This is a genomic window from Thermosynechococcus sp. B3 (assembly GCF_030323045.1).
Classification (GTDB): domain Bacteria; phylum Cyanobacteriota; class Cyanobacteriia; order Thermosynechococcales; family Thermosynechococcaceae; genus Thermosynechococcus.
In genome coordinates this window covers 1089247-1102646 of the sequence record NZ_CP097584.1, presented here as the reverse complement: position 1 = coordinate 1102646, position 13400 = coordinate 1089247, and the positions used below count along the sequence as shown (strand labels likewise).

The window sequence follows — 13400 nt, the reverse complement described above, 5'->3', positions numbered from 1 at the left end:
AGCTTGCAACTATTGCTATCCTAGGCGAGGTCACTGCTCCTCAACAAGCCAACAGAACTTTAATTCACCGCTTGCTGTGCCAATTGCTCTAGTTGCGGCAAATTGAGAATTTGGAGTTGTTGCTTGGCCGCATCAATCTTGATCCAGTTTTTCGCCACCAGTTTATCCAGCAGTTGATGGGCTTCATCAGGGCTAATGTTAGCCACATCCGCTAAATCCTTGATGGGCACATTGAAAATCACGGCTGTGTTGGCATTGCCCCCTGGATGCTGACCATAGCGCCGTGCCAAATTCACCAAGACATGGGCTAGTTTGACGGCAGGAGGTTTGTGCAACAGTTCAATGCGCGTATTGGTCAAGCGTAGCCGTTGTGCCATCAATTGCAGCATCCGATAGTGCAGATCCGGCTCATGGCGCAGGACATGGACAAATTTTTGCGCCGGCACAGACAAAACTTCCGCTGGACACAGCGCCACCACATCTGTTGAGCGGGGTGATTGGTCAAGAATGGCCATTTCACCAAAAAAATCCCCCGGCCCAAGGATCGCTAGGGTCATGAAATCCCCATTGGCGAGCAGTCGTCGCACCTTCACCCAGCCTGCGAGGATAAAGTAAACTGCATTGCCCCACGCATCTTCAATTAGAATGGCACGCCCCGCCGGGTAGGTGTTATGCCAAGCCACTGAGAGCATCGAGGAAAGCGCCTCTTGGGAACTGGCACCAAAAAGCGGAAAGAGTTGACTAAAGTTTTCGGTCTCAATACTTGACATAACAACCTTTAGACACCGATGACATATTTCCGCCACTCTTGATGAGTGCCGGTGCGCACGTGTTTCGTGACTTCGAAGTACAAACTACTAATGGGACGACGCGGTGTTTGCCGTAGGGGCATATTTGCTTCTTTAGGGGTGCGATTCCCTTTCTTGACGTTACAGCGAACACAGGCGGTCACAATATTTTCCCAAGTTTCACCGCCACCGCGCGATTTGGGGATGACGTGATCAAGGGTGAGCTCATCCCCGGTATAGCCACAGTATTGGCAAGAATGGCCATCTCGATGCAGGATATTGCGGCGAGTAAGGGGAATTTCTTTGTAGGGAGTGACGACATAATGCCGCAGACGAATGACGGTCGGCAAGGGAAAATTGTTGTAAACCATCTTGCCGTTGTGCTCGACTTGCTCCGCCTTGCCCTTGATTAAAAGGACAACTGCCCGTTGCCAACTCGTAATATTGAGTGGTTCATAGGAGGCATTGAGTACCAGAACCTTCGCCATATCCGTTGACACGCGGCATTCTCTCAGATGGTAGCATATCCTTTGTGATTGGAGTAACACTAGGAAAGATTTTTGCAGTTCCCACTCTCCCCTGGGATCGTGATAGTCTGGCAGAAGCTTCTTCTTCGTTATTTGCGTTTTCAATGGCCACTGGGTCTCTAGCAGCACTGCTGCAACCGGATTTAATTCTTGAAAGCACCATTGAACAGTTGCACCCCAGTCTGTTGGAAAAATATCATCTGCGGGGCATGGTGTTGGATGTGGATGATACGCTCCTCCCCACGTGGGATGAAGATCTGCCGCCGAAAATTTTGGCGTGGCTACTGGAGATCAAGCATCAGATGCCGATCTGGCTAGTGAGCAATAACTTGAACCATCGCCGCATTGAACGTATTGCCCAGCAGGTGGAGTTACCCTTTTTGATGGGGGCGGGCAAGCCCTCGCGGCGTAAGATTCGTCAGGCCGTGCAAGCCATGAATTTGCCCTATGATCAGGTGGCCATGGTGGGCGATCGCCTGTTTACGGATATTCTCGTGGGCAATCGCTTGGGGATGTTCACGATCTTGGTGCAACCCGTTCTTGTCAAGCGCCTTGATGGTAAATCTTGGGTACGCAATCTGGAATTTTGGCTGGCACGACAGTTGGGAACACCGCTGGCGATCGCGCGCCCCGCTGAGAATTAGCCTTTTGCTTGTAAATAATTGACCAGTGCCCGTAACCCCAACAAATAACTATCAGCACCAAAGCCAGCAATTTGACCGATCGCCACCGGCGCAATGTAGGAATGATGGCGAAAAGTTTCCCGTTGATGAATGTTACTCAGGTGAACTTCCACAGTGGGCAGGGCAACCGCAGCAATCGCATCTCGTAGAGCTACGCTGGTGTGGGTATAGGCGGCGGGGTTAATTAAAATGCCTTGGGCACGCCCCATTGCCTCTTGAATCGCATCTACCAAGACCCCTTCATGATTGGATTGGAGGCACTCAATGGTTACCCCTAACTCCTGCGCCAAGGCTGCCAAAGATTGGTTGATGCTCGCTAGTGTCACAACCCCATAAATCCCCGGCTCCCGTTGCCCTAACAGGTTTAGATTGGGGCCATGAAGCACCAAGATATGAAAGGCCAAGCTTAACCTAACCGTTCAAAACTGACTCAATTTTGTTGAATGCTGTCGCTCTATCGGCGATCGCGCACGGGAATCGGAATTGGCTCCAGCTCAGGGGTGGGCTCGGCGCCACCTAGAAGTTCCAACAGTTTTTTTAACCACGATTTGAGGGTGTCAAGCAGGCTCTCTAGATAATCCATTGATGTCCCTACTGTATCGCTATAGAACTTGCAGATGCCCTGTGTCCTGAATAAAGACAAAAAAGGCATCGTAACTTTAAGCTAGCACAATCTTTTTGAATCGGCACCCGATCAATTTAAGACTGGTTAGGACTTCTGGAAGCCAAGGCCATGGCTGGCAGCGTAGCGATCCATAAAGCGAATAAAGCGATCCCACTCTTGGGGGCTGCGCATCGTGTAGGTGGCCTCAATGGCAACGGGCTGACCGTTAATGAACTTGGCATTGACATCACGGGTAACAATTTCGCCTTCTTCGTCCACCATGTACATCCCCGTGATCTCCAAATTGCCCTCTTGGACGATTTTCGGGTTATCAAAGTAAAACATGGCTTGACCACTGCTGCCATCCCGTGCCCGCGTCAAACGCACATCGGGAACCACTTCTTCATCAACGCCACGGATAAATTGAATTTCTGCCATTGCACCAACACTTCAAGCAATACTTCTAGGATACCTGTATCGGGAACAACTTAAAGCAAGAAATCGCGCCGCAGGCTGTAGATCACCCATTCGGGTTGCTCCAGATGGGGTAAGACCCCTGCTTTGGGGATCACGTGAAACTGTTGCAGGCGATCGCGGGCGGTGGCATAGAGTCGCTGACCTAGAGAAAGGGGCGTGAGCTTGGCCTTTTCTCCCCAGAGGATCACGGTGGGGATCGTTAACTGGGGTAAATACTGGCTGAGATCAAAGGAGAGATTTCCCTTCAGGGTCGCCAGAGCTGCCCATTCGGCATTGGGACGACAGGCGGCATCCAAGTAGGCTTCAACAGTTTCCGAGCGTAGCCGCTGCGGATCGGCAAAAATAAATTGGGTGAGGAAGTTGCGCACCGCCAAGGGGTTAGCAGCAGCAACGGTGTAAATGAGGCGATCAAGAATCGGCACCCTCAGCAGGGCATTGGCGATCGCCTGTCCTTGATCTTCACCAAAGTCATTGAATCCACTGGGGCAGACTAGACACAAACGCTCAAAAAGATGGGGTTGTTGAATCGCCAAGCGCACCACAATGCCCGCCGTTAGGGAGGAAGCAACCACCGGCACAGGGGAACCCAGCATGCGCAGCAGTTCAGCAATCATCAGCCAGTAGTCGCTGCTGGTGTAGTCACGGGCGGGGTGATCCGACTCCCCCCAACCAATCAGATCCGGGGCAATAACGCGGTAGCGAGCCGCAAAGGCAGGATACACCTGCGACCACTCGTAGTGGCTAGAACCACCCCCCAAACTGTGGAGAAAGACAAGGGGAGGGCGAGATTGCACCTGACCCCAGTAGCGATCGCTGGGGGTGTAATAGACCATACGGCCACTGCTGGTGCTGAAGCTCTGCTGGACAAAGGTGGGCGGACAAAAGGCCATGCTACTTCAGAGGACGAATCAGGTAACCACAGCGATGTTCACCATCCACAAGCCAATGGGTGCGCTCCACAGCACAATCCCCAAGGGCGATCGCAAACATCTCTAACTCATGATTACAGACGGTGGGAAAAGACTGGGCAACGGCGGAAATTGCACAATTGTATTCCGTAAAGAGATAGGCACCTTGGGGTTCACTCACAGGGTAAAACTCTGCCATATACCCTTCCTGTCGCCGCAGGGCCACCAGTCGTGCCAAGCGTTCCGCCAAAGTACCGCTTCCCATTTGCTCGCGATAGGCCAATGCCTTGCGCTGCCAAGCTGCCTGCAATACGTCCTGCATCTGCTCGGGGCCAAGGGTTGCTGCTACGGATTCCAAGAGTTCAACGGCAAAGCCCTTTGTCTGACTCGACTGTTGCCGCAGTTGCAGTTGCCGTAGTTCCTCTCGTCCCGCCTCGCTAATCGTGTAACGGTATTGGGGACGCCCCACCGTACCCGACAGGACTTCATAGGTCACTAGTTGCTCCGCCTCTAGATCCTTGAGGTGCCGCCGCACCGCTTGCGGACTAATCGCCAGTTGTGCCGCCAACTCCTGGGCACTGAGGTGACCGTCGCGGAGAAGGCAGTGTAAGATGTCCTGTTTAGTATCTGATGTGAGCGTCACGCAACGCCCCCTTGACTAAAACAACCGTTTTGTTGCTAAATTAGTCCTAGGGATAAAGCAACCATCTTGTTGCTTAATATACTCTAAATTTTGGCCATTCCTTCACCCAAGAGAACACTCGATGTCGGCAACGGTACAATCCCTCGTCAATCAGCCCTATAAATACGGCTTTGTCACCCCAATTGAGACGGAAACCATTCCCCGCGGTCTCAATGAAGACATTATCCGCCTCATCTCTGCCAAAAAGAACGAGCCAGAGTTCATGCTGGAGTTTCGCCTGCGGGCCTATCGCCAATGGCTGAAGATGAGCGAACCCACATGGCCACGGGTGAGCTATCCCCCCATCAACTACCAAAACATTGTCTATTATTCAGCTCCAAAACAAAAGGAAAAGCTGAAGAGCTTGGATGAAGTGGATCCCGTCCTGCTGGAAACCTTTGAGAAACTGGGGATTCCCCTTTCCGAGCAAAAGCGGCTGAGCAATGTGGCCGTCGATGCCATTTTCGATAGCGTGTCAGTGGCTACCACATTCCGTGAAGAGTTGGCCAAGCAGGGGATCATTTTCTGCTCCATTTCTGAAGCGCTCCACGAATATCCCGAGTTGGTGCAGAAATACTTGGGCAGCGTTGTCCCCATTGGCGATAACTTCTATGCTGCTTTGAACTCCGCCGTCTTTTCCGATGGCTCTTTTGTCTATATTCCCAAGAACACCCGCTGTCCGATGGAGCTATCCACCTATTTCCGCATTAACAATGGTGAGTCGGGGCAGTTTGAGCGCACGCTGATTATTGCTGATGAGGGCAGCTATGTGAGCTACCTTGAAGGCTGTACTGCTCCCATGTTCGATACCAATCAACTCCACGCAGCAGTCGTAGAACTGATTGCCCTTGACAATGCCGAAATCAAATACTCCACGGTGCAAAACTGGTACGCTGGCGATGAAAACGGCAAGGGGGGCATCTATAACTTTGTGACCAAGCGTGGACTCTGCCTTGGCCGCAACTCCAAAATTTCTTGGACACAGGTGGAAACGGGTTCAGCCATTACTTGGAAGTACCCCAGTTGTGTCTTGGTGGGGGATAATTCCGTGGGTGAATTCTACTCCGTTGCCCTCACCAATCATTACCAGCAGGCGGACACGGGCACCAAGATGATCCACATTGGTAAGAATACCCGCAGCACGATTGTCTCCAAGGGGATCTCGGCAGGGCACTCCCAAAATAGCTATCGCGGCTTGGTGAAAATTGGGCCGAAGGCCACAGGGGCACGCAACTATTCCCAATGCGATTCGATGCTCATTGGTGATACGGCAGCCGCCAATACCTTCCCCTATATTCAGGTACAAAATCCCACGGCACAGGTGGAGCATGAGGCCTCAACCTCAAAAATTGGTGAGGATCAACTCTTCTACTTTGCTCAGCGGGGCATTTCTGCCGAAGATGCGGTCTCAATGATGATTAGTGGCTTCTGTCGCGATGTCTTTAACCAGTTGCCGATGGAATTCGCGGTCGAGGCCGATCGCCTGCTGAGCCTGAAGCTCGAGGGGAGTGTTGGCTAAAGAAGATTCAAGCCGTTGTTCTCCGTGGCTAAGATTCTTGGGCATCTTAGCCGTTTTTTTTGCTTCGCAGTTGAGACATATAAGTTCTCTATGAGCTTCCGGGAAAGAGGCGCCACACCTTAATGGTTCGGTCTTCACTGGCGGAAATCAGTTGATCTTGACCAAAAATGACACTGTACACGGCACCAGAGTGGCCTTTGAGGGTGCGCAATGACTGGCCGGAGAGAGACCAAAGTTTGACGGTTTGATCGCCGTGGCCACTGGCAATGGTGCTGCCATCGGGACTCACCGCCACGCTAAAGACTTGCCCACCTTCGGTGCCAAACTGATGCTGGAGTTCTCCTGTGGCTAGGTTCCAGACTTTGATACCGTCTTTGTCACTGCCGCTCACTAGTTGGCTGTTGTCGGGGGTGAAGGCGAGGCTATTGACATCGCTGGTGTGTCCTTCGAGGGTGCGCAGGAGGCGGCGAGAGGGCAAATCCCAAATGCGGATCAGCTTATCCACTCCGCCAGTGGCTAAAAAACGCCCATCGGGACTAATGGCAACGCTGAGCATGATGCCCTCATTGCCCTTTAGGGTAGTGATTTCCTGACGGCTAGGGAGATCCCACAGTTTGACGGTGTGATCATAGCTGGCACTGGCAAGGGTGCGGCCATCGGGACTAAGAGCTAAGCCATTCACAAAATCTTGGTGGCCACTGAGGGTGGCTTGGAGCTGGCGATCGCTCACACCCCAGAGTTTGATGGTTTTGTCTTTGCTGCCGCTAATCACGGTTTGACCATCGGGAGTGATCACAAGGGCGTAGATCCAATCGGTGTGACCGGTGGCTTGTCCGAGGGCAGTTCCCGTAGCCAAATTCCAAAAATACAGCTTGCGATCGTCGCCACCACTGACGAGTAAATTGCCATCGGGACTGAGGGCGATCGCGTTCACTTCATCTTGATGGCCGCGCAGCGTCGTAGCGAGGGCAATTTTTTGCCACTTGGAGGTGGTTTCTGTGGGGGAGCCACCATTCTGATCGGGGGAGGGCGTCCAGCGTTGACTGAGTTGCCAATAGGCTAGTCCTGCGACCAAGCCGCTGATGACAAGTGTGCTCAAAAGAAGCCGAAGATCAGAACTGCCTTTGTTACTCATCCGTCCCGTACCCCAATAGCTTGCGAAAGGGCTGTACCCTACATTAACAATAAAGGCTGTGGCACGTTTTTGCGTATGACTTGTGTTGGGCAACCCTATGGGATGGTCATCAATGAATACAACACCCCTTCGCGACTATGAGCGCACGGTTCATTTTGCTGACACGGATGCCGCTGGGGTAGTTTACTTTGCTAATCTACTGCGGTTTTGCCATGAGGCCTATGAGGATGTCCTTGCCCAGTTGGGGGTGGATCTGCGGCAATTTTTTAGCAACAATGGCTTGATTGTGCCGATTACGGAGGCGCAGGTGCGCTTTTTGAAGCCCCTCTACTGTGGCGATCGCCTGCGGGTGACCATTGACCCCCAAAGACTGGATCACAGCCGTTTTCAACTCACCTATACCCTCTACAATGCGGGGGGCGATCGGGTGGCCATTGCCCAGACGCAACACATTTGCCTGCAAGAACGCCAACGGGTCGCCATCCCTGAACCTTTGAGCCGCTGGCTAAAGTCCGCACCAGAGGAAACCAGCGATCGCGAGGATTAGGGGGATAATAGGAAAGATGTTGCGTCATAGCTCACTGCAAGAATGACCCAAACCTTTCGTGTTGAAATCCTGCACCAAGGACAAACCTACACGTTTGAAGCCAGTGCCGATAAACCCATCCTGCGATCGGCCACCGCTGCCGGCATTGATCTCCCCAGTTCCTGTAATGCCGGGGTGTGCACTACCTGTGCCGCCCAAATTCAAGAGGGCACCGTTGATCACGGCGATGCCATGGGGCTGAGTCCCGAACTGCGGGAAAAAGGTTATGTGCTCCTCTGTGTGGCTCGCCCCTGTTCAGATCTCAAACTCATCTCTGAAAAAGAGGAAGAGGTCTATAACTTCCAATTTGGTCAATTCCAGAAAGCGTAGGCCTATGGAGGAGTCCCCCCTGCCCGATGAGCCTCTGAGTCGTACGCAGGTCTTAGTGGCCATGGCGTTGACAGCCATTCTGTGGCTGATTTTGGCGCGGGTGTGGTTATTGACCCCCTTTTCCGGGGGACTTCTGCCGCTGCGCTGGGATGGTTGGGCAGTGGTTTTAGGGATTGTCCTCTGCTTAGGAATTACGGGGATGGGGGCTATTTTGTATCGCCTCTGGCCCGCCTACCGCCATGCGTCGGATACCTACCTGAAACTGGTACTTTCACCGCTGCTGTGGCCTGATTTATTTTGGATTGGCATTCTGCCCGGCCTCAGTGAAGAGCTGCTCTTTCGCGGGGTGCTCCTACCAAGCTTGGGTCTCAACTGGGCAGGGATCATCGGTAGCTCGGTGTGCTTTGGTATTTTGCACGCTGGATCGCGGCAGCAGTGGCCCTATGCCCTGTGGGCAACCATTGTGGGCGGGCTGTTTGCCTATAGTGCCGTCGCAATGAATAATTTACTCCTAGCGATCGTCGCCCATACCTGTACTAATTGGCTGGCGGCTACGCTTTGGAAAGTCTCCTTTTTGCGATCGTCTCCCCATCAACCCTAGCGCTGGTGCCCCAGCACCCGAAAGACCTCCTGTTGCTCAAAGAGTTCAACGAGATCGGGATTAATCTTAAATTCCTTGGCCTCCTGCCACAGAATCTCTAGGGCCGCATCCACGGGTAGGCTCTTTTTGTAGGGGCGATCCTTGGCCGTCAGGGCATCGTAAATATCGGCGATCGCCAGCATCTGGGTTTGCAAAGGAATCTCCGCCGCCCCAATACCTCGCGGGTAGCCACTGCCATTCAATCGCTCATGGTGACCATAGGCAATGATCGGCACATTTTTTAGGTGGGGTGTCCAAGGAATGCGGCAGAGAAACTGGTAGGTATGGGTGACGTGGGCCTCAATGAGCCGCCGCTCCTGTTGGGTAAGATTCCCTCGCCGCACCAAGAGTTGTTCCAGTTCGCTGGCCGTAATCAGGGGATGGAGTTCGCCATCAGTCCCGCGATAATAAAACTGGGTTAATTCCTGAAGGCGGGCAAGGGGTTCTTGATCGAGAATTTGCGGCTCATTGGCCTGCTCGAGCAACTGCCAATAGGCTTCGAGGGTGACCAGTTGTTGGCGGAGTTCCTCATCGAAGTGACGCAAAAAGGCGCAGTGGTGACAGGCCTGTTCTGGGCTATGAACCGTGTGGGGATGACACAGGAGATAGTTCACCTTGGCTTGAGCCGTTTCCATTTCTAGGGTGCGGCGCACGAGGGCAAACCGTTGGCGAATCACCTCCAATTGTTCAGGGTAGAGTTTCTTTTGCTTGTTGAGAATAGCCTCCGGCACACCCACCTTGCCAAAATCATGGAGCAGCGCTGCATAGCGAATCTCTTGCAGTTGGCGATCGCTAAAGGAGACTTCCCGAAAGACCCCCCTTGAGGTTGCATGGGTGATCTCCGCTAAGCGTACTGTCAGTGCTGCCACCCGTTCCGAATGTCCCGCCGTCGTGGGATCCCGCACCTCAATTGCTTGTACTGAGGCGGTGACAAAGCCCTCAAAGAGCTGTTCAATACTTTCCAGCAGATGGTTGCGCTCAATAATCACAGCGGCCTGACTGGCCAGCGATCGCACAATGTGTTCTTCCCAAGGGCTATAGGGTTGGGTGAGAGCCACAGTGGTTTCTGGCGTCAGCAGGGTGTCGGGCGATCGCTTGCGATTAATCAGCTGCAGCACCCCAATCACCTCACCACTGACATTTTGCATTGGTACCACCAGCACCGAGCAGGTTCGATAGCGCAGGGCTTCATCAAAAGAACGATTGAATTGGTACAGCTCGTTTCCCGCTAGGGCATACACATCGGGAATATTCAGGGATTCCCCCGTGAGGGCGGCATAGCCCACCAAGCTATCAGGGGTGAGGGGGACTGTAGTGTCCTGTACCTGCTCAGGGAGAGCAACACTATCATTTTGAGCCGCCTTAAATTCCAGAACTGCCCGTTCGCCCTGAACTAGAAAAATTGTGCCGGCATCGCTAGCAGTAATTTGGCGACTTTTCGTGAGAATGAGATGCAGTAGTTCCTCTAGGGATTGGCTCGCGGAAAGGGCAATGCCAATTTCCAGAAGCTGATCGACCAGCGTTTCGGCACTCGATCCAAGCACCGCTCGTTCAAGGGGACTGACAATCATCGCAAAAGACCCGTGAGGAATGCGCCCATTATAGATGCGTTGCCAGCATGGGGTTGTGATCTAATTGCGGTGGTTGTTGTGGTAAGGAATGCGTGCCCCTGCCCAAGCCAACTTCTCCCGTAGCGTTTGATAGAAAGAGTAGTGATCCCGCAGGATGATAAAGCGTGCCTGACAATCGGCCATCGTCACCTGTACCCGCTGTCCCGGCCAGATGGAGGTGGCCAGTACGCCATCCATCCACAGTTTAGTATTGAGGCTGTGATCATCCAACGGCCAAATGCTCACTGACGAGCGTGCAGGCAAGACAATGGGGCGACTCGAAAGACTCAAGGGGCAAATCGGCGTCACCACAAGCGCTTCCATCCCCGGATGCAAAATGGGGCCATTGGCGGCGACCGTATAGCAGGTGGAGCCGGTGGGGGTGGCCACCAGCAACCCATCCCCTTGGTACTGATCCACCACATCGCCATCAATTTCCATTTCGAGGATGGCGGTGATCATGCGATCGGCAGATGCCGGCTTAATGCACATTTCATTCAGAGCATAGTAGCGATCGCCCACCACTTCAGGATGCAATTTTGATCCCTCAAACACTTGGGCTTGCAGCATCATTCGCTGTTGCATGGCGTACTCATCCCGCTCAAGGCGATCCCAAACCGCCTCCATATCGCGAAACAGCTCTAATGGTTCCGTCAAAAACCCCAAATGCCCCCCCACATTGACCGCCAGAATCGGAACCTCCGCCGCAGCCAGATGCCGTGCCGCCGCCAAGGAAGTGCCATCTCCCCCCAGAACAATGGCCAGATCTATGGGCTCTGTTACCGAGGCCATAAAGACGGGGTAGGGGTTGTCCTTAGGTCCACTCGGCCCCACAAGCACATTGGCGCCACGCTGTTGCAATTGACGGGAGGCGCGATCCGCCCATTCCTTGCTCTGGCGATCGCCGGCCTTGTGCACCACAATGACTTGGTTGAGCTGCATGGGGCTACTGGTTCTCTAGATCCTGCATTCCCTTGGCAATCCGTGCCAACTCTGTTTTTTCATCCACCGCAATACGGGTTGGGGTACCGCTGATAATCCCCTCAAAGTTACGGAACGAATCGCGGATCTCGGCGCCCTTTTCTGTGATGACATACTCGCGAATGCCCTTGTCGTGCCACGAACCCCGCATCTTAAAGACGTTAATTGCCCGGGACATTTCACCGCGAATTTCCACATACTGCAGCAGCAAAATCGTATCTGTGATCGTGGAAATATGGGACTCGGTAATGGAGTTAGAGCCCATAAACTGATCGGTCGTATTGGTGAAAAAGCCGGTGATCTCCTCCTGCTTAGCAAATCCAGTAACCCCAATCACAAACTGACGGAAGGCATTGTTGCTTACCCCCCGCGCCAAAGCAGAAAGGGAGTCAATGGCCACCCGTGAGGGCTTAAAGTCAGCAATCTCGGATTTAATAATCTGTAGGTGATCCTCTAGTCCCGCAGACTCAGGGTAGGCACAAATAATCCGCAACAGATCTCGCCGTTCTAGCTCCTCAAAATCAATTCCCCAAGAGGAGGCATTGCGAGACAACTGCGCTCTTGACTCTTCATAGGCAAACAGCAAGGCTCGTTCCCCCTGCTGGCAGCCTGTCTCCAAGAACTTGCTCACCAACAGGGTCTTGCCCGTACCCGTTGCCCCCGTGGCCAAAATAATGGAATCCTTGAAGAAGCCGCCGCCACACATCTCGTCGAGGGTCTTGACCCCCGAAGACACCCGCACATTGGAGGAGCGCTGGGTAAGACGCATGGCTCCCAAGGGGAAGATATTGATGCCGTTGTTGATCGTAAAGGGATATTCCCCCTTCATGTGGGTGGTGCCCCGCAGCTTGAGAATTTCTACAGTGCGCCGCCGCCGTTCCCCCTCAAGCACATTACGTAAAATCACCACGTTGTCGGAGACAAATTCCTCCACCCCAAAACGCGCCACTGGTCCATATTCATCTACCCGCTCCGTGGTCATAATGGTGGTCACGCCCAGTTGCTTCAGACGAAACGCCAAGCGAAAAATTTCTCGCCGTACCACCGAGGCGGCATCGTACTGCTGAAAAACGGCTGTTACGGAATCAATTGAGACGCGTGTCGCTTTGTATTTGCGAATTGCGTATTGAATGCGCTCAATCAGAGCAGATAAGTCAAAATCCCCAGCCACCTCCTGACCATCGGGATCTGGGGAAGCATCGAGGATAAAGAGCTTACCTTGATCAATGAGGCTTTGCAGATTCCAGCCAAAGCTCAGGGCATTTTTAATAATGTCGTGGGGAGACTCTTCAAATGTAACAAATATACCCGGCTCATTAAAAATCGTAATGCCATTGTAGAGAAACTGAACTGCAAAAAGGGTCTTCCCTGTGCCAGAGGTGCCACTGACTAAGGTGGTGCGTCCCTGGGGAAGTCCCCCATGGCTGATGTCGTCAAATCCCTCAATCATTGTTGGGATTTTCTTGACTTCCGCAGGGGATTGCCCAGTTGTACTGAACTGACTTTCAGGTAGGTTCGTCATAGAAGATTTTTTAGATCAGTATGCTGCCAAAAATTCCAAAAGGTTATTCTAAACTGAGATACTCTAACCACTGCGCCTATTCCAAGCTGAGATCATCATCCGCTGGCTCGCTAATTTCTTCATACAGCAAGTCCAAGCCAATGAGCACCTTCTCTCGGTTGGACAGATCACCAATGATGCGGCGCACCGGTGGGGGCAAAACTTTGGCAAGGGTTGGAGTTGCTAGAATTTTATCCTCCTCCGCTAGTTGCGGATTTTTTAGGACATCAATGACTTTGAGGGCATAAACCCCCTTAAATTCCTTTTCAAGAATATTATTGAGGGTCTTGAGGGCACGCACGGAGTTGGCGGTGTTGCCAGCCACATAGAGCTTGAGAACGTAGGTTTTCCGCAGTGGGGCCATAGAAA

Annotated in this window: 17 protein-coding genes; 5 read left to right on the top strand and 12 right to left on the bottom strand. The window is 52.8% G+C overall.

Annotated features, from left to right (window positions below; all coding sequences use genetic code 11):
• Positions 1–59 precede the first annotated feature (59 nt).
• The gene (locus M0646_RS05620; protein WP_149818926.1) at positions 60–770 is read right to left on the bottom strand and encodes a Crp/Fnr family transcriptional regulator; all 711 of its coding nucleotides are present in this window, start codon (positions 768–770) and stop codon (positions 60–62) included.
• An 8-nt stretch (positions 771–778) separates the two neighbouring features.
• Complete coding sequence (locus tag M0646_RS05615; protein WP_149818924.1) at positions 779–1276, bottom strand: HNH endonuclease; 498 nt, start codon at positions 1274–1276, stop codon at positions 779–781.
• A 143-nt stretch (positions 1277–1419) separates the two neighbouring features.
• Here M0646_RS05615 and M0646_RS05610 point away from each other — a divergent pair, with 143 nt between their 5' ends.
• On the top strand, positions 1420–1959 hold the full coding sequence (locus tag M0646_RS05610) for a YqeG family HAD IIIA-type phosphatase (protein WP_286626962.1): 540 nt from the start codon (positions 1420–1422) through the stop codon (positions 1957–1959).
• Here the strand turns inward: M0646_RS05610 and aroQ are convergent.
• The 5 genes from aroQ to sufR form a co-directional block, all read right to left on the bottom strand.
• A complete protein-coding gene (gene aroQ, locus M0646_RS05605; protein ID WP_190278250.1) occupies positions 1956–2402 on the bottom strand; it encodes a type II 3-dehydroquinate dehydratase in 447 nt (148 codons plus the stop codon). The two genes, M0646_RS05610 and aroQ, sit on opposite strands and share 4 nt — an antisense overlap.
• Positions 2403–2452: 50 nt before the next feature.
• Positions 2453–2581 (bottom strand): hypothetical protein, encoded by a 129-nt coding sequence (locus M0646_RS05600; RefSeq protein ID WP_286626960.1) that lies wholly within the window; start codon positions 2579–2581, stop codon positions 2453–2455.
• 126 nt (positions 2582–2707) lie between these two features.
• Positions 2708–3040 carry a photosystem II reaction center protein Psb28 gene (gene psb28 / locus M0646_RS05595; RefSeq protein ID WP_149818920.1) on the bottom strand — a complete coding sequence of 111 codons (333 nt, stop codon included), beginning with the start codon at positions 3038–3040 and terminating at the stop codon, positions 2708–2710.
• Positions 3041–3090: 50 nt separating this feature from the next.
• Positions 3091–3969, bottom strand: coding sequence for an alpha/beta fold hydrolase (locus M0646_RS05590; protein ID WP_286649949.1), 879 nt, complete (start codon positions 3967–3969; stop codon positions 3091–3093).
• Position 3970: 1 nt separating this feature from the next.
• Positions 3971–4630, bottom strand: a complete 660-nt coding sequence (gene sufR, locus M0646_RS05585; protein WP_149818916.1) for an iron-sulfur cluster biosynthesis transcriptional regulator SufR — start codon at positions 4628–4630, stop codon at positions 3971–3973.
• Between the two features lie 121 nt (positions 4631–4751).
• Between sufR and sufB the strand changes: the two genes are divergently transcribed.
• Positions 4752–6188: a Fe-S cluster assembly protein SufB gene (sufB, locus tag M0646_RS05580; RefSeq protein WP_286649948.1), complete on the top strand. Its 1437-nt coding sequence runs from the start codon at positions 4752–4754 to the stop codon at positions 6186–6188.
• 88 nt (positions 6189–6276) lie between these two features.
• Here sufB and M0646_RS05575 read toward each other — a convergent pair whose 3' ends face one another.
• A complete protein-coding gene (locus tag M0646_RS05575; protein WP_286649947.1) occupies positions 6277–7287 on the bottom strand; it encodes a WD40 repeat domain-containing protein in 1011 nt (336 codons plus the stop codon).
• A 148-nt stretch (positions 7288–7435) separates the two neighbouring features.
• On the opposite strand from M0646_RS05575, the gene M0646_RS05570 reads away from it, so the two are divergent.
• The 3 genes from M0646_RS05570 to M0646_RS05560 are packed head-to-tail and all read left to right on the top strand — an operon-like array spanning position 7436 to position 8840.
• Positions 7436–7870: a thioesterase family protein gene (locus M0646_RS05570; protein ID WP_149818910.1), complete on the top strand. Its 435-nt coding sequence runs from the start codon at positions 7436–7438 to the stop codon at positions 7868–7870.
• 42 nt (positions 7871–7912) lie between these two features.
• Positions 7913–8239 carry a 2Fe-2S iron-sulfur cluster-binding protein gene (locus M0646_RS05565; protein WP_149818908.1) on the top strand — a complete coding sequence of 109 codons (327 nt, stop codon included), beginning with the start codon at positions 7913–7915 and terminating at the stop codon, positions 8237–8239.
• 4 nt (positions 8240–8243) lie between these two features.
• A complete protein-coding gene (locus M0646_RS05560; RefSeq protein ID WP_149818906.1) occupies positions 8244–8840 on the top strand; it encodes a CPBP family intramembrane glutamic endopeptidase in 597 nt (198 codons plus the stop codon).
• Here M0646_RS05560 and M0646_RS05555 read toward each other — a convergent pair.
• The 4 genes from M0646_RS05555 to kaiB form a co-directional block, all read right to left on the bottom strand.
• Entirely contained in the window at positions 8837–10450 is a 1614-nt protein-coding gene (locus tag M0646_RS05555; RefSeq protein WP_149818904.1) for an HD family phosphohydrolase, read from the bottom strand. The two genes, M0646_RS05560 and M0646_RS05555, sit on opposite strands and share 4 nt — an antisense overlap.
• A 60-nt stretch (positions 10451–10510) precedes the next feature.
• Positions 10511–11431 (bottom strand): NAD(+) kinase, encoded by a 921-nt coding sequence (locus M0646_RS05550; protein ID WP_286626953.1) that lies wholly within the window; start codon positions 11429–11431, stop codon positions 10511–10513.
• 4 nt (positions 11432–11435) lie between these two features.
• Positions 11436–12992 carry a circadian clock protein KaiC gene (gene kaiC, locus M0646_RS05545; protein ID WP_286626951.1) on the bottom strand — a complete coding sequence of 519 codons (1557 nt, stop codon included), beginning with the start codon at positions 12990–12992 and terminating at the stop codon, positions 11436–11438.
• A 76-nt stretch (positions 12993–13068) separates the two neighbouring features.
• On the bottom strand, positions 13069–13395 hold the full coding sequence (gene kaiB / locus M0646_RS05540; protein WP_286626948.1) for a circadian clock protein KaiB: 327 nt from the start codon (positions 13393–13395) through the stop codon (positions 13069–13071).
• Positions 13396–13400: the final 5 nt, after the last annotated feature.